The organism is Gemmatimonadaceae bacterium, from assembly GCA_020846935.1.
Classification (GTDB): domain Bacteria; phylum Gemmatimonadota; class Gemmatimonadetes; order Gemmatimonadales; family Gemmatimonadaceae; genus RBC101.
Genome location: JADLCY010000001.1, coordinates 900,722 through 920,051, shown reverse-complemented (window position 1 = coordinate 920,051; position 19,330 = coordinate 900,722). Strand labels below are relative to the sequence as shown.

Sequence of the window (19,330 nt, the reverse complement as noted above, 5' to 3'; positions counted from 1 at the left end):
CCGTGCTGGACCGTTCATGACTGATACCCCGATTCGTGTGCTGCTCGTCGACGACCATGCCATCATGCGTGAGGGGCTCGCCGCCGTACTCACGGCTCGTGGCGGCATGATTGTCGTTGGCCAGGCGGGCGACGGATCCTCGGCGCTGCAGTTGTTCAACGAGCACTCGCCCGACGTGTCGATCGTGGACCTGCGCATGAGCCCGATGGATGGCGTGGAAATTACGCAGGCCATGCGGGCCGTCACGGCCAATGCGCGCGTGATCCTGCTCACGACGTACGATACGGACGAGGAAATCTTTCGTGGGCTGCGCGCGGGGGCGGCGAGCTACCTGCTCAAGGACGTCGACTCCGCGACGCTGATTGAGACGATCCGCGCCGTGCACGCCGGCCGCAAGGCCATTCCGCCGGAGATCGCCGCCAAGCTGGCCGACCATATGGCCACCGACGCCCTCACGCCGCGGCAGGCCGACGTGCTCAGGTGTCTCGCGGAGGGCAAGTCCAACCTCGAGATCGCCAACGCACTCTACATCAGTGAAGGCACAGTCAAGGCGCATGTGAAGGCAATCCTCCAGAAGCTCGCCGCGCGCGACCGCACGCAGGCGATCACGATCGCGATCAAGCGAGGGCTCGTCCGCGCGCTCTGAACGACGGGCTGTCCGCGCTACGCCTCCACCTCGATCACGGCCTCGCCATCCACCACGCGTCGGATCGAGGCCATGAGGCGGTCAGCGGGAACGCCCTTGGACACGAAACCCCAGGCGCCCAGCTCCATGGTGCGCGTCACCAGCTCGTCGTCCGGATAGCCGGTGAACACGATGACGCGGGACTCCGGCGTACGGCGGACAAACTCCAGGAGCAGCGCCACGGCATCAACGCCGCCCGGAAGGTCGATGTCCAGCAGCACCACCGTGGGCTGAACGCGCACCGCAACATCAACGGCGTCGGCGAACGACTCCACGCGATGGAACGCCAGGCAGTGGGGCTCCATCGTCAGGCGTCGCTCGAGTGCGTCGACGAGCATCACGTTGTCGTCGATACACATGACCGTGAACGAACTCGGCGTCAGCATCTCGGCCGCCTCACGTCGGGCCAGCGGTTGCCGTGTTTCACGGCAGCGCGTCGCCCAGGCGGGAGATCGACGACGGCTGGATCCACGTGACGACACCATGCACGGGTTGATCGGGCGCCTGGCCGATTGCGATGATGCGGACGCCCGGCTCCGCCCGATGTGCCTCCAGCACCGAGGGCAGCGCATCGCCGTCGCATACGACGACGACCGGCGCCCGGCCGCTGTCGGGCGTCCATGGCAGCATTCCTCGCTGACCCAGGATGCGGCGCACGAGGGTCCGTTGACGCGGATCGCGCAACATCAGGTGTACGGTCAGCGGACTGCGTGCCCCATCTGCATCGCCCTCGTTGGACGACTGCACCGGCAGCTTCAGCACGAACGCCGTCCCCGACTCGTCGGACGACGCCACCGTGAGATCTCCACCGAAGCGCTGCAGCAACGCGCGCGATGTGGAGAGCCCGAGCCCGGTGGCAAACTCACGGGGACGGGTCGTGAAGAACGGCTCGAAGCATCGCCGGCGCGTTTCGGCGTCCATGCCCCTGCCGTTGTCACGGACCTCCACGCACACCACGCCCTGGCTCGCCTTCGCCGCGATGGAGAACACTGGGCTCGACGTGGCTTCGGTGGCGCGACGGGCGTTGAGCACGAGGTTGATCATCACCTGCGCGAGCGTTCCCGGCGGGATGGCCACCGCGGGAAGGTTGCTCGGCACGTCCACCACGAGTCGAGTCTCGGTCGTGAGTGCGTCCGCGATCAGCGGCCTCACGTCGCCCCACCAGTCGGCGAGGCGCGTCGTTCGCGCTTCATTGCGTCCGGGTGTCGAATCCGCAGCCAACAGGCGAAGGCCGTTTGCCAGTCGCTGGAGATGCGCAATGCTCACGCGGATCCCCGCGAGATCGGCGCGCGCCTGCTCGCTGAGGTCAGGCGACGCCGCCAGGACGTCGAGGCGAAGGAGAACCGGCATGACCAGATTGCGCAGGTCGTGCCCAAGCCCGGCCGCAAGCGTTCCCAGCATCGCCATCTGTTGCAGGCGCTGCAGGTGGTACTGCTCCTCGTCGCCCGAAAGGTCGACGCGGTCCACGTGATCTATGGCCATGGCTGCTGACGATGGTGCCTGACGAGCGAGGAGCATGGTCGAGGCCGCCGCCAATGCCTCGAGGCACCGGCGGCCTGCGGGTGGCGCTGTTCCCGTTGGACTCTACCGCTGTCCGTCCCGGACTCCATAGGCCGTGAGGCCACACTTCGCATATCCCATGCGGGCATGACCGCGTGTTGGCGACCTCAAGCTGCGCTCGGCATGCAGGCATCGCAACGGCGCGGCTGATCCGAGGTATCCACTGATGAGCGTGTGCTCGGCAGTACCTTCATGCATCGGTTTCGCTCATCGTTGCGTTAAGATGTGGCTGCGAATGTTCGACGAGAGCTTACCACCGTTCACCGAGGAAGGCCGCGGGTGCCCAGCGAAGGAGACAACGTGACAGGCGCGCGCGAGCCGGCGCACGGGGCCGCGGACCGTGCGCCGGCGGTCACACCGAGTGCAACACCCACACCGACTCCGGACACGTTGCGGGTACTGGTGGTGGACGACAGCGCCGACCTGGTGGAGAGTCTCTCCATGACTGTGCAGTTCCTGGGTCATCAGGTGCAATCCGCCGTGTCGGGGGCAGAGGCGCTCGCGTGCATGCAGGCGTGGTTGCCCGACGTTGTGTTGATGGATGTGGGCATGCCGGGAATGTCCGGCTATGAAGCAGCATCGCGGGCCCGCGCCGAGTCGTGGGGGCGCACCGTGGTTCTGGTGGCGATGACCGGGTGGGGGCGGGAGGAAGACAGGGCGCGCGCCATCGCGGCGGGCTTTGACCGACACGTCGTGAAACCCCTCGACATGGCTGGCCTCCGAGTCCTGCTCGCCGAGCTGAGTCAAGGCCGATAGGGCCCCTGGCGACAATTTCTTAACGATCCGCGGTCCCGCGTCGTCCAACGCTTTTCAGCCATTCCCGTTCGGGACACCGCTGCAGGTCATCTGGAGCCAACTCCAGCACTGGCAACGGGTTGCGCGTACCACTTGGACATCGGCTGGGCTCAGCCGTCCAGCGCCTTTCCGCCCAGGGATCGCCTCGCTCCCTCCCTCCCGCGTGGGTGCGGTTCCGGCGAACGTCATGACTCCGTCGCACGTACATTCGAACATGCTGAGGACCCTTTTTCTCGTCGGGGCCGCTTTACTGGTCTCCGCCGGATCGCTCGATGCACAGCGCCAGGATTCGCTGCGCCTTTCCATAGAAGACGCCGTGCAGCGCGCCGTGCGCGAAAGCGACGAAGCGCGAGTGGCCGCGGCACAGGTCGAAGTCAGCGATGCCCAGGTCATGACGGCGCGCGCGGCGGGACTCCCGCAGATGCGTCTCGCGTCGTCGTATTCGCAGGTGCTGCGCAATGCGCGCGCCGAGATCGTGGGCCAGTCGATCTTTGGCCAGAACTACAACTACTCGGGCAACATCAACATCTCGCAGGTGCTCTTTCAGGGCGGCCGCGTGTTTGCCGGATCGCGCGCGGCGGGTGACGTGCGGGCCGCCGCGCGGCTCTCTCGCGCGGAGACCCAAGCGGTGATCGCCGTCGACGTGCAGCGCGCCTATCTCAACACGCAGCTCTCCCGCGAACTGCTCGCGATCCAGCAGCGCAACGTGGAGTTGGCCGCAGAGCGGTTGGCGCTGGTCGAACGCCTCGAAGCCGCCGGGCGCGCCTCACGGTTCGACGTGTTGCGGGCTCGGGTCGAGCGTACCAACCTGGAGCCGCAGCTGCTCCAGGCGAAGAATGCGGCGGAACTGGCGGAGATCGAGGTTCGGCGCGTGCTCAATGTGCCGGCGAGCCAGCCGCTCGTGCTCATCAGCCAGCTCGATTCGGCAGGTCTGGACGGACCGCGCTCCATGGCCGTGGCCGATTCCGGCAACGATCCGGTCCGCGCGTCTGAACGCGCGGCGCTGTCGACGCTCAATGCGCGTCGCGAAGGTGTGCGCGTCGCGCGCGCGGACCTCATGCCGACCATCACCACGTTCTTCCAGACCGGCTATACGGCGCTACCGTCCAGCAACGGATTTCCCACGGTGTGGGGTCGAACCTCGCTTGCGTTCTGCGCGCCGACAGCGCCGGGACAACCCGCACCGACACGGGCTTGCCAGAACAACGGCTGGTTTGCCGATCGCAACTTCGGTGTGCAGGTCGCGTGGCCACTGTTCGACGGGCTGCGCACCAAGGGCAACATCGACCTGGCGCAGGCGCAGACCAGGCTGGCGCAGCTGCAGCTGGACCAGGAGCGTGAGCGGGTGTCGGTCGACCGCGCGCGCACGTGGGCCGAGTTCCGCCGCGCCGAGGCCGCCTTTGAAGCCCAACGACAGAATGTCGGACAGGCGGAGGAGGCGTTCAAGATTGCCGCGCTCCGTTTTGAACGTGGCTTGTCCACGCAGCTGGAAGTTTCCGACGCGCAGTTGCTCCTGCTGACCGCGCGCACGAATGCGGCGCGTGCCACCACCGAGTTCTACCTGGCGACTGCCGACCTGGCGCGCGCCCGGGGGCTGGAGATTCCGCTGCCCCCCACCCATTCGACCTCACGATAGATGCAATCTTCGCAATTCGCGCGCGTCACCAGCGTCCTGGCGCTCCTGTGCTTTGCGGCCGGGTGCAACCGCGCCTCTGAGGCAAGCGCTGCCAACGGGAAGGACGCACGGCCGGCGGCCGACCCTGGTGCCGGGAAGGGCCCCGGAGGGTCGGGCGGGAGCAGCGGTTCCGGGGGTGGCGGTCGCCCGCCGACGGTCCTCGGTCCGACGGACGTGATGAACGTGGCGCTCGGGTCGATCGAAGCGGCGATCATTCTCAATGGCGACCTCAAACCGATCGAGGAGATCGCCGTGCGCGCCCGTGTCGAGGGCGATGTGGTCGCGGTGTCCGTGCGTGAGGGCGACCGCGTCAGCCGCGGGCAGGTGATGGGTCGTTTCGAGAGCGCGGTCCAGGAGGGCGATCGCGCCTCGGCGGAAGCCGATGTCGAAGCCGCGAAGAGCGATGTCACCAATGCGCAGTGGAATGCGGAACAGTCCGCCGAGCTTCACAAGGCCGGCGCCATCCCCGAGCGCGACCTGCGGACGGCGCAGCAGGCCCTGACCGCGTCGACCGCACGCCTGGCCGCGTCCGAGGCGCGGCTGCGCGCGGTGACGCGGACGCTCGACGATACGCGCATCCTGGCGCCGACCAACGGCGTGGTGTCGGCACGCAGCGTGGAGATCGGTGAACACGTGCAGCGTGGGGCCGTGATGTTCACGGTCGTGCGCAATGACGTGCTGGAGCTGGCCGCCAACGTGCCCGCGCGCCAGGCGGCGGATCTCAAGGCGGGGCAGCTGGTGCGATTTGTCGCGGCCGGCCAGGCCCTGGAGGGTCGCGTGGCCCGGGTGGCGCCCACGATCAATGCGGCGAGTCGCACGATCACGGTCTACCTGCAGGTACCGAATCCGCGTGGGGAGCTCAAGGGCAACACGTTCGCGACGGGTCGCGTGGTGACGAAGGCGATCGACAAGACGATCGTGGTGCCGATTTCGGCCGTCCGGCAGTCGGCCACGGGAGACAAGCCATTCGTCTACCGCATCGTGGATGAGAAAGTGGACGTCGCCCCGGTGGAGCTTGGGGTGACGGACGAGCAGCTGGGGGCGCAGCAGGTGCTCTCCGGGCTCGCGGTCGGCGACCGCATCGTGGTGGGGAACGTGGGTGCCCTTGGTCGCGGCGTGACCGTGAACGTGGTGTCCGCGGAGACGGGCGGTGGAGCCGGCGCGCGCAGCGTGTCTCCCGGTGGCGGGCGACCGCGCGCCGACTCGACAAGGCGTTAGGCAGGAGCGACCGATGATCCTCACAGAGATTTCGATCCGGCGGCCGGTCTTCACCACCATGATGATGCTGGCGCTGGTGGTGTTCGGCATCGTGTCGTTCAACCGCCTCGCGGTGGACGAGTACCCCGACATCACCTATCCGGTGGTGATGACCAACACCTCGTACCCCGGGGCGTCGCCGGAAGTGATGGAACGCGACGTGTCGCGGCCCATCGAGGAAGCGCTGAACACGGTGCAGGGCATTCGGGAGATCACGTCGACGTCGTCGGAGGGCAACTCCAGCGTGCGCGTGATGCTGCAGCTGAACGTGAACGTGCTGGAGGCGCAGCAGGAGGTCGTCGCCAAGGTCGCGCGCATCCGCCGCCAGCTGCCGCCCGACGTCCTCGATCCCACGATCAACCGCTTCGACCCGAATGACCGGCCGATCATGGCGGTGGCGCTCACCAGCTCCGAGCGGCCGCTGCGTGACCTCACCGACCTCGCCGATCAGAGCCTCAAGCCGCGCTTCGAGAGTGTCTCGGGGGTGGGCGGCGTGAACGTGAATGGCGGCACCACCCGACAGATCAAGGTGGAGCTCGATGGCGATGCGCTTGTGGCCTACGGCATCTCGCCCATGCAGGTCTCTCAGGCCCTCGCGCGCGAGAACACCGAGGTGCCCGCCGGCCGCGTCTTCCGCGGCGAGACGGAACGCATGGTGCGCGTGACGGGCAAGATCCGCGACCCGATGGCCTTTGCGGACGTGGTGGTCACCGTGCGCAACGGCGCCCCGGTCCGCGTACGCGACGTGGCCACCGTCGTCGATGGCATCGCCGATCGCCGGTCCGCCTCGTTCATCGGTGACACCCGCTCGATCACGCTCGAAGTGCTCAAGGTCACCGGCTCCAACACGGTCGCGGTGAGCGACGGTGTCAAGAAGGTCGTCGAGGAGCTGCAACGCACGCTGCCGCCGGACATCGCGCTCACCCTCGTGCGCGATGACTCCATCAAGATCCGCGAGTCGCTTGCCGACGTGGAGCTGTCCATCGGACTCGGCGCCGTGCTCACGATCATGATCATCTACCTCTTCCTCAATTCGTGGCGGTCGACGGTCATCACCGGGCTCACCCTGCCGGTGTCGATCATCTCGGCGTTTTTCGTGATGTGGCTGTTCAACTTCACGATCAACACGATGACGTTGCTCGCGCTCTCGCTGGCGATCGGGCTCCTCATCGACGACGCTATCGTGGTGCGCGAGAACATCGTGCGCCATATCGAGATGGGGAAAGACCACTACACGGCCGCTCTCGAAGGCACCAAGGAGATCGGGCTCGCGGTGCTCTCCACCACGCTCGCCGTGGTGGCGGTGTTCGTCCCCGTGGCGTTCATGGGTGGGCAGATCGGAAAGATCTTCTTCCAGTTCGGCGTCACCGTGGCGTTTGCGGTGCTGGTCTCGCTGTTCGTCTCCTTCACCCTTGACCCGATGCTGTCCAGCGTGTGGGCCGATCCGGAGCTGGAGCATGGCGGCCACGCCGACACACGCAAGAAGACGCGGAACCCGATCCGGAAGCTCGCCTTTGCGTTCGACGACTGGTTCGAACGCACGTCGGAGCGCTATCGGCGCGCCCTCGACTGGTCGCTCGACCGTCGCGGGCTGATGATCGGTCTGGCGGTGGTGTCGGTCGTTGGCGCCTTCGCGCTCTTCCCGATGCTCGGCTTCACGTGGCTGCCGGACTACGACAGCGGCGAGTTCAACGTGTCGTACCGCGTGCCGCCGGGTTCGCGCATCGAATACACCGTCGCGCGTGGCCAGGAGATCCAGAACTTCCTCCGCGCCCAGCCGGAAGTTGCGTTCACGTCGCTGAACGCCGGCGGTGGCGGCGGCTTTGGCCGCGGCTCGAACGGCGGGCAGGTGTTCGTGCGGCTCAAGCCGCGCCACGAACGCGAGAAGACGATGTTCGAGATCCAGACCGACCTGCGGAGGAAGCTTGCGACCTTCCCCAGCGTCCGACCGACGATCACCGGCAACCAGTCCATCTTCGGCGGCATGCGGCAGCCGATCCAGATCTACGTTCAGGGCCCGGAACCCACGCGGCTCAAGCTCGCGGCAGAGCAGGTCCTCGCCGCCATGCGATCCATCCCGGGGTCCGCCGAGCCCCAGTCGAGCGACGACGGCGAGATTCCGCAACTCGACGTGCGCGTCGATCGACAGGCGGCCTGGTCATCGGGCCTCGCCATGCAAACGATCGGCGCCACCATCCAGCCCCTGTTCCAGGGACAGCGCGCTACCCGCTGGGAGGATCCCAACGGCTACTCGCACGACGTCATGGTCGTGTACCCGGACTCGGAGCGCGCGTCACCCGATGATGTAGCGCGCATCCCGGTTCTCAGCGCCAACGTCGATCCGCGCACGGGCATCGCAGCCACCGTGCCGCTCTCCCAGATCGCCGAAATCCGTCCCGGAGTGGGCCCGCAGTCGATCGATCGCGGCTACCTCGAGCGCCGCATCAGTGTCTCGGCCGGTGTGCTGCCCGGTTACCAGATGGGCAACGTCGCCGACCAGGCCAAGGCCGCGATCGACGCCCTGGGCCTGCCCACCGGATACCGCACCATCTTTGGCGGCGACGTACAGAACCTCAACGAGACCAAGGGCTACGTGAAGGAAGCCCTCATTCTCGCGGTGGTGTTCATCTACCTCATCATCGCATCGATCTTCGGCTCCTTCATCCAGCCGCTGTCGATCATGCTCGCGCTCCCGCTCTCGCTCCTCGGCGTCGCGTTGGGCCTGTTGGTGACCGGAGGATCGCTCAACGTGATGTCGATGATCGGCATCATCATGCTGATGGGACTCGTCACCAAGAACGGCATCCTGCTGATCGACTTCGTGAACAAGGAACGCGAACGGGGCGTCGATCGTCGAACGGCGATCCTCAACTCGGCACGGGTCCGCGTGCGGCCGATCATCATGACGACGGCGGCGATGATCTTCGGTATGCTGCCGCTGGCATTCGCACTCGGTGAAGGCGCCGAGCAGCGCGCACCGATGGCGCACGCGGTGATTGGCGGACTGATCACGTCCACGTTGCTCACGCTGTTCATCGTGCCGACCGTGTACACGATGCTCGACGACCTCTCGAACAAGGTGCTCGGACGCTCCGCAGCGACGACGGCTCGCGCGGCACACGCGCCCGCGACGGGAGACTGAGCCACCGCGGTTCGGAACGGCTGACGACGCCCTGTAGCCAACCACCGTACGGGTTCGAGTTCTCGAAGTCGCGCCCCAGCGCGGCCAGCGGCGGCGTACTTCGACGGCAGCTTCACCGTGAGCGTGTTCCAGATTGAGCGATCGAGGCGCCGTGGGCAGTCCGCCCACGGCGTCCTGTTGAAGGGGTCCGCCCCACGTTGGTGACAGGAACTGCCTGACGGCGCCGGCATCCGCCGCCGCCCACGTTCCGCGTCAGCTCCCGCTGCCGAACCCGGCGGGTCGGGGGCCTTTCCGTTCTTCAGGACGTGCCAGTGGACTCGTTTGCCAAGGCCTTCATTCGCGCGAGCCTTCTCTGGTTCGTCGCTGGCATCACCCTCGGCCTCGCCATGGCCGTGCATCCGTCGTGGGCCGTCTACCGGCCCGCGCATGCCCACATGAACCTCGCTGGCTTCGTCGTCATGATGATTTTCGGCGTTGGCTACCAGATGCTTCCGCGGTTCTTCGGTCACCCCATCCACAGCCGTCGTCTCGCCATCGCGCATATCTGGCTCGCCAACGTGGGACTGGCCGCGCTGGTGGCGGGCTTCTTTCTCGCCCCGAGCATTGGCCGATCGAGCGTCCCGGTGACGGCGGGCGGTGGCTTGCTGTGGGCGGCAGGCGCGTACGGGTTCGCGTACAACATGTGGCGCACGTTCAATGCGGCGGAGCGACGTCGTCGGTTGATGGCGCAGCAGCCTCACGCCCGGCAACTGCCCACCCGGTAGCACGCCTCTCCGGCGCGGCCGTACCACGGTCGGGCTCGTTGCGCACGGTTCGTCACATCAGCGCTCGGGAGTGTGACCACGGCGTGGCGTGCGGGGGTCGTTCCTGTGCATGCGATGCTGCCCGCCGTGCGCGCGAGGTGGCCCCACTTATCAGGGAGGTGGTCCATGGGACGCCTGCGTTGTGACGGCAGGTTGCTGGCCTTGCCGCTCGTCGCGGCGTCGGTCCTGGTGGCAGCGCCAGGCGGCGCGCAGACCATTTCGCCTCGCACGGTCCCCGTGCTGATGAGCCAGCAGTTCGACATCATCCCGTCGGACCGCGCGGCCATGGCCGGGGTGACGATCGCCCTGGACGACGAGCTGCTCGATCCGTTCATGAATCCGGCGATGGCAACGCGCACGCGGACCGCCCGCGTGTCGGTCGCGCCGTATTTCCACAGCTTGTCGGCGAGCGACGTGGGTGGGCGCACACTTCCCATCGCCGGCTTTGGATCGTTTGGCAACTGGTCGGCTGGTGGCCTGGTGGCCCTGCAGTCACTCGATCGGGCGCGCCTGCGATTCAACGCACCGGTGAGTGAACGCACCGCCGCGAACCGCTACCTGCAGGGCATGCTGGCTCGCCGCCTTGGCGACAACGTCGCGATCGGCATGTCGGCGTACCTGGCCGAACTCGACGCCGCGCAGGGCATCGACCAGCTGTATGCGGGGAGCGATCGCATCCTGCAGAACGGGTCGTCGAAGGACATCCGCCTCGGACTCACGAGTCGCTTTGCGGGCACCCGCGTCCTCGAAGTCGTCGCGTTGCGGAGCAACTTCGACATGACGCACGACGTGCACTTTCCGGGATTCCGTCGTTGGTCCGGAAACGGCACGTTCACCGACGTGCCCGAGCGCCGCGAAGTCAACCGCGATCATACCGAACGCTGGGGCGCGCACGCGGTGTACAGCCTGCCGGTCGGCACTGATGGCTGGCGGATCGGGTGGCTGGGAACGGTCAATCGCCTGTCGCACCCCAAGATTCCGGACTACCGCATCAACGAGGTGATCACGGTGCCGCGCGATCCGGGGCACTCGTGGGCCTACAACCTGGGCATGGGCGCATCACGCACGGTCGGCAGGTCCACACTCGGTGCGGACGTGGTGCTCGAGCCCATTTACAGCACGACGTGGGCCGAGGCCGCAGGTGATACGCTGGCGGCCAACGGGCGCACGATCCGGCGCGGTGAACACACCGTCGACAACGAGTTCCGTTTCTCCAACTCGCTGATGCGCTTTGGCTTTGCCCACGAGTGGCCGCAGAACGACTCTTCGTCCGTGATCGGCCTGCGTGCGGGGCTCGCGGTGCAGGCGTTCAAGTACCGGCTGTGGCAGACCGATCTCGTCCGCGATTCCTCGAGGGTGCAGGACGAACACTGGATGGAATGGACGCCCACGCTCGGCTTCTTGTGGCGCAGTCCGGGGATGGAGTTCCGCTATACGGCGAGCCTCACCTGTGGTGCTGGAGGAGCCTGCGTTGGCTGCCTGCTCGCGTGCGGGGACGATGTCAGCATCGCGGCCCCGACGCCCGGCGACGGCGGCGTGATCGCGGCCCCGACCGATGCGATCCGCTTCAACGCCGGCCGCGCGGTCACGCACCGGTTTGCGTTCACGGTTCGGGGGCGCTGGTAAGTCGTCCGTAGGGTGGACGGCACGCCATACGGCTCGTATGGTTTGCCATATGAAGACGACCCTCAACATCGACCCGTCCGTGATGGCCCGCCTCAAGCGCGAAGCGGCGCGGAGCGGTCGCACCATGTCCGAGCTCGTGGAGACGGCGCTGCGACGGTTGCTCGCCACTCGCCAGGAGAGCGCGCCGCTGGCGCCACTCCCGAGTTTCGATGGGGGAGGGGCGCTCGTCGATATTGCCGATCGGAATGCGCTCTACCGAGCGATGGAGGGTCGGTAGTGTTCGTCGTGGACACAAACGTGCTGGTGTATGCTGCCGACGTGTCCGCTCCGGAACACGCCCGCTGCCACGCGCTGCTCGAATCCTGGCGTCGGCAACGGGGCGCCTGGTATCTCACGTGGGGGATCTGCTACGAGTTCCTTCGCGTCGTTACCCATCCTCGCGTGTTGCGCAGGCCCTGGACCGCGGACGCTGCGATGTCGTTTCTTGCCGCGATTCAGGCGGCGCCCGGGCTCGAGATGCTGGTACCGACCGAACGGCATGCCGCGGTGCTTTCGGCAACGCTCGCCGAGGTGCCCGGGCTCAGCGGAAACGTGTGGCACGACGCAGAGACGGCGATCCCCATGCGAGAACACGGCGTTCGCCGAATAGGCAGTCGTCGTGACACCGACTTCCACCGATTCCCGTTCGTGGAGCGGCTCGACCCGTTTACCGACGAGCCCTAGCGAAGGTTGGCAGGTGACGGGCTGGACGACTCCGCCGAGGAGCGCGAGCTTGGCACCATGCCGCGACCCGACGATCCCCTCACCCGCCGAGCGTTTGGGCAGCTCCTCGGCGCCGCCGCCGTGATGGGTTCAATGCCCGTACCGCCTGAGCCGGCGACGCTGGAGACCGCACCGCTCGCCCCCGTCGCTGGCGACGAGATCTGCGACGCCTCGGCGGTCGACCTCGTCGCACGGATTCGACGCCGGCAGATCTCGGCGCGTGAGGTCATGGAGGCGCACCTGGCGCGCATCGAGCGCGTGAATCCAAAGGTCAACGCGATCGTGACGCTCGTCGCCGATCGCGCGATGGCCGGTGCACGCGCGGCTGACGAGTGGCAGGCGCGGCGGCGTCCGCTGGGGCCACTGCACGGCTTGCCGGTGGCGCACAAAGACCTGGTGCCGACCGCCGGCGTCCGCACGACGTTCGGGTCGCCCATGTTCCGCGAGAACGTGCCGACCACCGATGCGCTGCTGGTCCGCCGCATCCGGGCGGCGGGCGCGATCATGCTGGGCAAGACCAACACGCCGGAGTTCGGCGCGGGATCGAACACGTTCAACCCCGTCTTTGGCGCAACGCGCAACCCGTATGACCTGCAACGCACCGTTGGTGGATCGAGCGGCGGTGCGGCCTGCGCCCTGCGCTGCGGTCTCGTACCTATCGCCGACGGGAGTGACATGGGTGGCTCACTGCGCAACCCCGCCGCGTGGAACAACGTCGTCGGCTTCCGGCCGTCGCCCGGTCGCGTGCCTGACGACGATGGATCGTGGTCGCCGCTCGCCACCGGCGGTCCGATGGGGCGCACGGTGGCAGATGTGGCCCTGCTCCTCAGCGCGATGGCGGGGCATCACGCGCCAGACCCGCTCTCGCTGACGGACGATCCGGCGGCGTTTCGGGCGTCGCTGGCCCGCGCTTTCCGGGGCACGCGCGTGGCCTGGTTCACATCGCTTGGTGGGCTCCCCTTCGAGCCGGAGATCGTGCGCGTCGTGAATGAGCAGCGCGCCGCGTTTCGCGCGCTGGGCTGCACGGTCGAGGAGCAAGAGCCGGATTTCACGGGCGTCGACGATGCGTTCCCGACGCTGCGCCACCTCTCGTACCACGCCAACTACGCGCTGCCGGCTCGTCAGCGTCCGGAGATGTTCAAGGCGACGGTGAAATGGGAGATCGCGGAGGCGGAGCGCCTCACGAGTGCCGACGTGGCGCGGGCTGTGGCGCGGCAGCAGCGCATGATGCACGAGGTGGCCGACCTTTTCACCGCGTGGGACTACTTCGTCCTCCCCGTGACGCAGGTCGAGCCCTTCGACGTCGGCACCGAATACCCGACCCGCATCAACGAGGTCACAATGCCGACCTACATCGACTGGATGCGGTCGTGCTGGTACGTGACGTTCATGGCCTGTCCCGCGATCTCGGTACCGGCCGGCTTCTCCGCGCGCGGCCTTCCGGTGGGGCTCCAGATCGTGGGAAAGCCGCGTGCGGACTGGTCGGTCCTGCAGATCGCGCATGCGTACGAGCAGGCCACGAACCACGGCGGCCGGCTCCCAACCCTCTGACGCAACTCCCATGGACATCACCGTTGTCGTTCTGCGATTCGTGCACGTGGTGGGTGGGATCTTCTGGGTCGGCGCGGTGCTGTTCACGGTCGGCTACCTCATGCGCGCACTCGCCGATGTGGGATCCGCCGGTGGGCAGGTGATGGCCGCGCTCGCCAGGCGACGCTGGTTCGACGTGCTGCCAGGCGTCGCGATCCTGGTGGTGCTCTCCGGTGTCGACCTGCTGCGCCGTGTGTCGGGCGGCTTTGCCCCGCAGTACATGGGCTCGGGAGTGGGCATCGCGCTGAGCATCGGAGGACTGTGCGGGATCCTGGCCCTGCTGATCGGCCTGATCGTTTCGCGCCCCGCCACGCTCCGGGCGATGGCGCTGATGGCCCAGGCCTCGGCGGTGACCGACACATCGGAGAAGCAGGGCCTGATGGCCCATGCCATGACCCAGCGGAGCCGAGGACAACAGTCGATGCGGATCGTCGCGGTGCTTCTGTTCGTGACAGCGACCTGTATGGCGATCGCCCGCTATCTCTGACCCCTCGCGCAGGGTGTGGGCGTGCGCGTCCGTGCGCCGCGCGCCAGATTTGGCCCGACCCACACCTCCCCAATGCGTCGACATCGTCTTCTTCTCGCCGCCCTCGCCCTCGCCACGACGGCGGGCGCCCAGACCGTTCCCTCGATGCACGGCAAGCGGGCGCCGAGGCTGATCATCCGCAACGCGATGGTGATCGACGGCATGGGCACCCCCGCCTCGGGGCCCTACGACATCGTCATCGAGAACAACCGCATCGCGCAGCTCGTGCCGATCGCCGACGCCGTTGCGACCACGATCGGTGCGGCAAGTCGCAGACCGCAGGGCGGCATCGAAATCGACGCACGCGGGAAATACGTGATGCCCGGTCTCGTGAACGCCCATGCGCACGTGCAGGACGAGCGGGGCGGTATTCCGCAGGAGCTGGAGTACGAACTCAAGATCTGGCTCGCCTCCGGGATCACCACGGTGCGCGACGTCGGCAGCGACACACGCAAGACGCTCCCACTGCGTGACCGGATCAATGCCGGCCAGGCCGAGGGCCCGCGGATCTTTCACTATCCCATGTTCAATCTCCCGCCGGTGCCCAACAGCGCCGCGGAAGCGCGCGCCCGCGTGCAGCAGCTCAAGGCGCAAGGCGTGGATGGCATCAAGTTCCTCGGCACCAAGCGGGACGTGATGGAAGCGCTGCTCGACGAGGCGAAGAAGGTCGGGCTGCGCACGGCGCATCACGCGGCGGTCGAGGAAACCAACGCCTGGGACGACATCCGTTGGGGCACGACGACGATCGAACACTGGTACGGCATCCCCGACGCAGCCATTCGTGAGGGTGGCCAGAGCTTTCCGGCTGACTTCAACATCACGGACGAGACCCATCGCTTTCGTTATGCGGGTCGGCTGTGGCGCGAAGCCGATCCGGCCAAGCTCACGGAGGTGCTGACCGGCATGGTGAAGGCCAACGTCGCGTGGGTGCCCACGCTCGACATCTACGAGGCATCACGCGACCTGCAGCGGGCGCAGACGCAGCCCTGGTTCCGGGAGTACCTGCACCCGACGCTCGAGGAGTTCTTCAAGCCCAACCCGATGAACCACGGCTCGTACTTCATCGGCTGGACTTCGGTCGACGAAACGTACTGGAAGGAGAACTATCAGATCTGGTTCAAGGCCCTGCGTGAGTTCGATCGACTCGGCGGCACCATCGCCGTGGGCGACGATGCGGGCTTCATCTACCAGATGTACGGGTGGGGCATGGTGCGCGAGATGGAGCTCAAGCAGGAGGCGGGCTTCAGTCCGCTCAGGATCATCCAGCAGGCGACGAGCAATGGCGCAAAGGTGCTCGGCAAGGAGATGGACTTCGGTCGTGTGCGGCCGGGCTGGCTTGCCGACCTGATCATCGTGAACGGCAACCCCCTCGAGAACCTCAAGGTGCTCTATGCCAGCGGGACCGAGGCCGTGCGCGATGGCAAGGTGGTGCCCGCGGGCGGTATCGAATGGACCATTCGCGACGGCTTCACCTACCACGGCCCGACGCTGCTGCGCGAGGTGCGCGAGATCGTGGCGAGGGCGCGCAAGAAAGTGAGCTGATCGGTTGAGAGCGCTCCGACGCGCGTAGCTGCTTGGTACTCCAATCAGCAAGAACATCGAGGGGGCGCGGAGGAGATTCGGCGAGGGCTGAGCCTAACGGGCTGATGTGCGAGCTGCGTCATCGGGCTTTCGCAACGACCCGGATTCACTCAGTATTGAGGCCCTTCCTCCTCCGCCGGATTGCCCATGCCTCATCCGCGTCGTCGTTCCCTGTTCCTGTCGATCCTGAGCCTCGCGCTCGCCCTCGGATCGCCTCCTCTTTCCACCCTTGGCGCGCAGGCGCGCACGGTCACCGGCAAGGTGACCGCCGCTGATGGCGGCACCGTGCTTGCCGGCGTGTCGGTCATCGTTCGCGGCACCAACCGCGGCGCCATGACCGACGCGACCGGGAGCTACCGTGTGACGCTTCCGGCGTCGGGAAGCGCCGACGTGCTGACGTTCCGGCTCATCGGCTACACGCCGGTCGACATTCCGGTAGCCGGGCGCACATCCGTGGACGTGGCGCTCGAGACGGCCCGCACCACGCTCTCGAGCGTTGTGGTCACGGCCAATGCGATCGTGCGTGAGACGAAGGAACTGGGCTACTCGATCGCGCAGATCGAGCCGGCGCAGCTCACGGTGGCTCGCAGCTCGAACGTGCTCAACAGCGTCGCCGGCAAGGTGTCCGGCGTTCGCGTGACGCAGCAGTCGGGCACGGTCGGCGGATCGAGCAAGGTCGTGATCCGCGGCGTGAACTCGATTGCCTCGGCGACCGAGCCGCTGTTCGTGGTCGACGGTGTGCCGATCTCCAACTCGTCGTTTGCCGGCACCGAGACCGAGATTGTCACGGGCGGTGTGGACGTGGGCAACCGCGCCCAGGACCTCAACCCCGACGACATCGAGTCGATGTCGATTCTCAAGGGCGCAGCCGCGTCTGCGTTGTACGGCTCGCGCGCCCGCAACGGTGTCATTGTCGTAACGACCAAGCGTGGTCGAGCCGGCCAGCGTCGCTTTACCTACAACGGCTCGGTGCGTGCTGACCAGATCTTCCGTTCTCCGGAGTTTCAGAACGAGTACGCCCAGGGCTCACTCGGTGTGTACAACACGGCCAACGCCAACGGCTGGGGCCCCAAGATCACCGGGCAAACCGAGCCCAACATCCTGGGCGTACCCGAGGTGCTCAGGGCCTACCCGAACAACTTCAGCGACTTCTTCGAGACCGGGTACACGAACGTGCACGCCATGTCATTCGATGGCGGCACCGAAACGAGCGACTATCGCCTGGGTGGCACGTGGCTTGGTCAGACGGGAATCATCCCAAACTCCGAGCTGCAGCGCTACACGCTTTCGGTCAACTCGGGGCAGCGGTTCACCGACAAGCTGAGCGTGCGCCTGGCGGCCAACTACGCACGCTCCAGTTCCGCCGGTCGAGCCTCCCAGGGGCAGAACGGACAGAGCATCCCGATGTCGCTCTGGACGTTCACGCCGCGCACGCTGTCCACGGAGTTCCTGCGGGCCAATCGCATCGGGCCCGATGGACGCGCCGGGGCGATCGACGGCACGGGCACGAGCAACAATCCGTACTTCGTCGTTGACAACAACGGGCTCAATAACTCGGTCGATCGCGTGTACGGCAACGCCTACATCTCCTACGACGCCAGCAGCTGGCTCAACCTCGCCTTCCGGGCGGGCACCGATATCGCCGTGGAGAACCGGCGCTTCGTGACCCGCAAGGGGACGCGCGGGCGCCTGGACGGCGAGTTCGACACGCAGGACTTCAACGAGCGCGAGCTGAACACCGACTTCATTGCCACCGTCACGCGACAGCTGACGCCGGACCTCGCGTTCAAGGGCCTGGTCGGCCACAACTTCAACAAGCGCGTGTTCAAGCGGCAGCGCGTCTTCAGCCAGGGCCTGAACATCGACAAGCTGTACACGCAGGCCAACGCCAACGTGAACGCGGCCACGAACTTCCTGTCCGAGCGACAGCTGTTCGGTGCATACGGTGACGTGGGGCTGGCGTGGCGCGACTATCTGTTCGTGAACGTCACCGGACGCAACGACTGGTCGTCGACGCTGCCGGTCGCGAGCAACCGGTACTTCTACCCGTCGGTGTCGACCGGCTTCGTGCTCTCCGACGCGTTCAAGGAAGCGGCGATCTTCAAGAGCGGCAAGGTGAGCTTTGCCAAGCTGAGGGCCAACTGGGCGAACGTGGGCTCTGACGAGGAGCCGTACCAGCTGGCCTTTACGTATGCCCCGCTCACGCAGCAGAGCGACATCTATACGTTCAACCAGAGCTTCCCATACAACGGAGCCTCGGCGTTCGCGGCGACCAACGTCATCCCGCCCGCCAACCTCAAGCCGCAGCGGCAGAGCTCATGGGAAGTCGGCGGCGAGTTCCGCGTCCTGAACGACCGCATCGGCGTCGACCTGACGGTCTACAACCTCAGGAACTACGACCAGATCGTCTCGATCTCGGTGCCGCAGAGCACCGGGTTCAACGCCCGCCGCCTGAACGTGGGCGAGATCGTGAACAATGGCATCGAAGCGCAGGTAAGCTATTCCATCCTGCGTGCGGCCCGGAACGGGCTGCAGTGGGACGTCACGGCGAACTACAGCCGCAACAAGAACGAAATCACCAAGCTCGCGCCGGGCCTCAAGGAGTTTATCGTGACGTCGGGCGACGGCTTCGGCACGTTCATCGCTGCGCGGCCAGGCACCACGTTCCAGATCCAGGGCGTCGGCTTCCTTCGCGACTCCGTGTCGGGGCAATACGTGATCAACCCGCAGAACGGACTCCGCATCACGGGGCCGCGCCGACTCTTCGGCAACATCTATCCCGACTGGATCGGCGGCATCAGCAACTCGATCCGCTACAAGGACGCCGCGCTGTCCTTCCTCATCGACACGCGCCGCGGAGGCGTGGTGATGTCGAACACCGTCTCGTCCCTGCGCTCGTCAGGCACCGCGAAGGAGACGGCCGATCGTACGCCGTTCGTGCAGCCTGGCGTCATCATCAATGCCGACGGCACGCGACGCCCGAACGATGTGAAGGTGGCCAGTGTGCAGCAGTACTGGGGCAACCTCGACAGTTCGATCAGCCCGGAGAACAACATCTTCGACGGCTCGTACACCAAGCTGCGCGAGCTGCAGGTCAGCTACACGCTGCCACGGAGCTGGGCGAGCGCGTTCCGCAGCCGCGACGTGGTGGTGTCGGTCGAGGGGCGGAACCTGTGGCTGATCTCGAGCAAGGTGCCGCACATCGACCCCGAAGCCAACGTCCACGGCACGAGCCTGATCGGCGAAGGCATCGAACGCAACAACCTGCCATCGACGCGTTCCTTCGGCATCAACGTCCGCCTGGCCTACTGAGCCTTTCACCGAGACG

The 19,330-nt window shown here is 66.7% G+C and carries 15 protein-coding genes; 13 read left to right on the top strand and 2 right to left on the bottom strand.

Features of this window, described 5'->3' with window-relative positions; translation table 11 throughout:
- The first annotated feature begins 16 nt into the window (after positions 1–16).
- Complete coding sequence (locus IT361_03845) at positions 17–646, top strand: response regulator transcription factor (GenBank protein MCC6316803.1); 630 nt, start codon at positions 17–19, stop codon at positions 644–646.
- Between the two features lie 17 nt (positions 647–663).
- On the opposite strand, the gene IT361_03840 is transcribed toward IT361_03845, so the two are convergent.
- Both IT361_03840 and IT361_03835 read right to left on the bottom strand, forming a co-directional pair.
- On the bottom strand, positions 664–1,071 hold the full coding sequence (locus tag IT361_03840) for a response regulator transcription factor (protein MCC6316802.1): 408 nt from the start codon (positions 1,069–1,071) through the stop codon (positions 664–666).
- Positions 1,072–1,108: 37 nt separating this feature from the next.
- Entirely contained in the window at positions 1,109–2,167 is a 1,059-nt protein-coding gene (locus tag IT361_03835) for a HAMP domain-containing histidine kinase (protein ID MCC6316801.1), read from the bottom strand.
- A gap of 357 nt (positions 2,168–2,524) precedes the next feature.
- On the opposite strand from IT361_03835, the gene IT361_03830 reads away from it, so the two are divergent.
- The 12 genes from IT361_03830 (at position 2,525) to IT361_03775 (ending at position 19,314) form a co-directional block, all read left to right on the top strand.
- Positions 2,525–3,001, top strand: coding sequence for a response regulator (locus IT361_03830; GenBank protein MCC6316800.1), 477 nt, complete (start codon positions 2,525–2,527; stop codon positions 2,999–3,001).
- A 253-nt stretch (positions 3,002–3,254) separates the two neighbouring features.
- A complete protein-coding gene (locus IT361_03825; GenBank protein ID MCC6316799.1) occupies positions 3,255–4,676 on the top strand; it encodes a TolC family protein in 1,422 nt (473 codons plus the stop codon).
- Positions 4,677–5,933 carry an efflux RND transporter periplasmic adaptor subunit gene (locus IT361_03820; GenBank protein MCC6316798.1) on the top strand — a complete coding sequence of 419 codons (1,257 nt, stop codon included), beginning with the start codon at positions 4,677–4,679 and terminating at the stop codon, positions 5,931–5,933. It begins immediately after the preceding gene.
- 13 nt (positions 5,934–5,946) lie between these two features.
- The gene (locus IT361_03815) at positions 5,947–9,114 is read left to right on the top strand and encodes an efflux RND transporter permease subunit (protein ID MCC6316797.1); all 3,168 of its coding nucleotides are present in this window, start codon (positions 5,947–5,949) and stop codon (positions 9,112–9,114) included.
- A 305-nt stretch (positions 9,115–9,419) separates the two neighbouring features.
- The gene (locus tag IT361_03810; protein ID MCC6316796.1) at positions 9,420–9,878 is read left to right on the top strand and encodes a cbb3-type cytochrome c oxidase subunit I; all 459 of its coding nucleotides are present in this window, start codon (positions 9,420–9,422) and stop codon (positions 9,876–9,878) included.
- A 165-nt stretch (positions 9,879–10,043) separates the two neighbouring features.
- Complete coding sequence (locus IT361_03805) at positions 10,044–11,543, top strand: hypothetical protein (GenBank protein MCC6316795.1); 1,500 nt, start codon at positions 10,044–10,046, stop codon at positions 11,541–11,543.
- A 49-nt stretch (positions 11,544–11,592) separates the two neighbouring features.
- Entirely contained in the window at positions 11,593–11,820 is a 228-nt protein-coding gene (locus tag IT361_03800; GenBank protein MCC6316794.1) for a ribbon-helix-helix protein, CopG family, read from the top strand.
- Positions 11,820–12,266: a PIN domain-containing protein gene (locus IT361_03795; GenBank protein ID MCC6316793.1), complete on the top strand. Its 447-nt coding sequence runs from the start codon at positions 11,820–11,822 to the stop codon at positions 12,264–12,266. The genes IT361_03800 and IT361_03795 overlap by 1 nt, the downstream gene beginning before the upstream one ends.
- 132 nt (positions 12,267–12,398) lie before the next feature.
- Positions 12,399–13,856: an amidase gene (locus IT361_03790; GenBank protein ID MCC6316792.1), complete on the top strand. Its 1,458-nt coding sequence runs from the start codon at positions 12,399–12,401 to the stop codon at positions 13,854–13,856.
- Positions 13,857–13,866: 10 nt separating this feature from the next.
- Positions 13,867–14,382, top strand: coding sequence for a hypothetical protein (locus tag IT361_03785; protein MCC6316791.1), 516 nt, complete (start codon positions 13,867–13,869; stop codon positions 14,380–14,382).
- A gap of 72 nt (positions 14,383–14,454) precedes the next feature.
- A complete protein-coding gene (locus IT361_03780; GenBank protein ID MCC6316790.1) occupies positions 14,455–15,963 on the top strand; it encodes an amidohydrolase family protein in 1,509 nt (502 codons plus the stop codon).
- A gap of 186 nt (positions 15,964–16,149) precedes the next feature.
- Positions 16,150–19,314: a SusC/RagA family TonB-linked outer membrane protein gene (locus IT361_03775; GenBank protein MCC6316789.1), complete on the top strand. Its 3,165-nt coding sequence runs from the start codon at positions 16,150–16,152 to the stop codon at positions 19,312–19,314.
- The last annotated feature ends 16 nt before the right edge of the window (positions 19,315–19,330 follow it).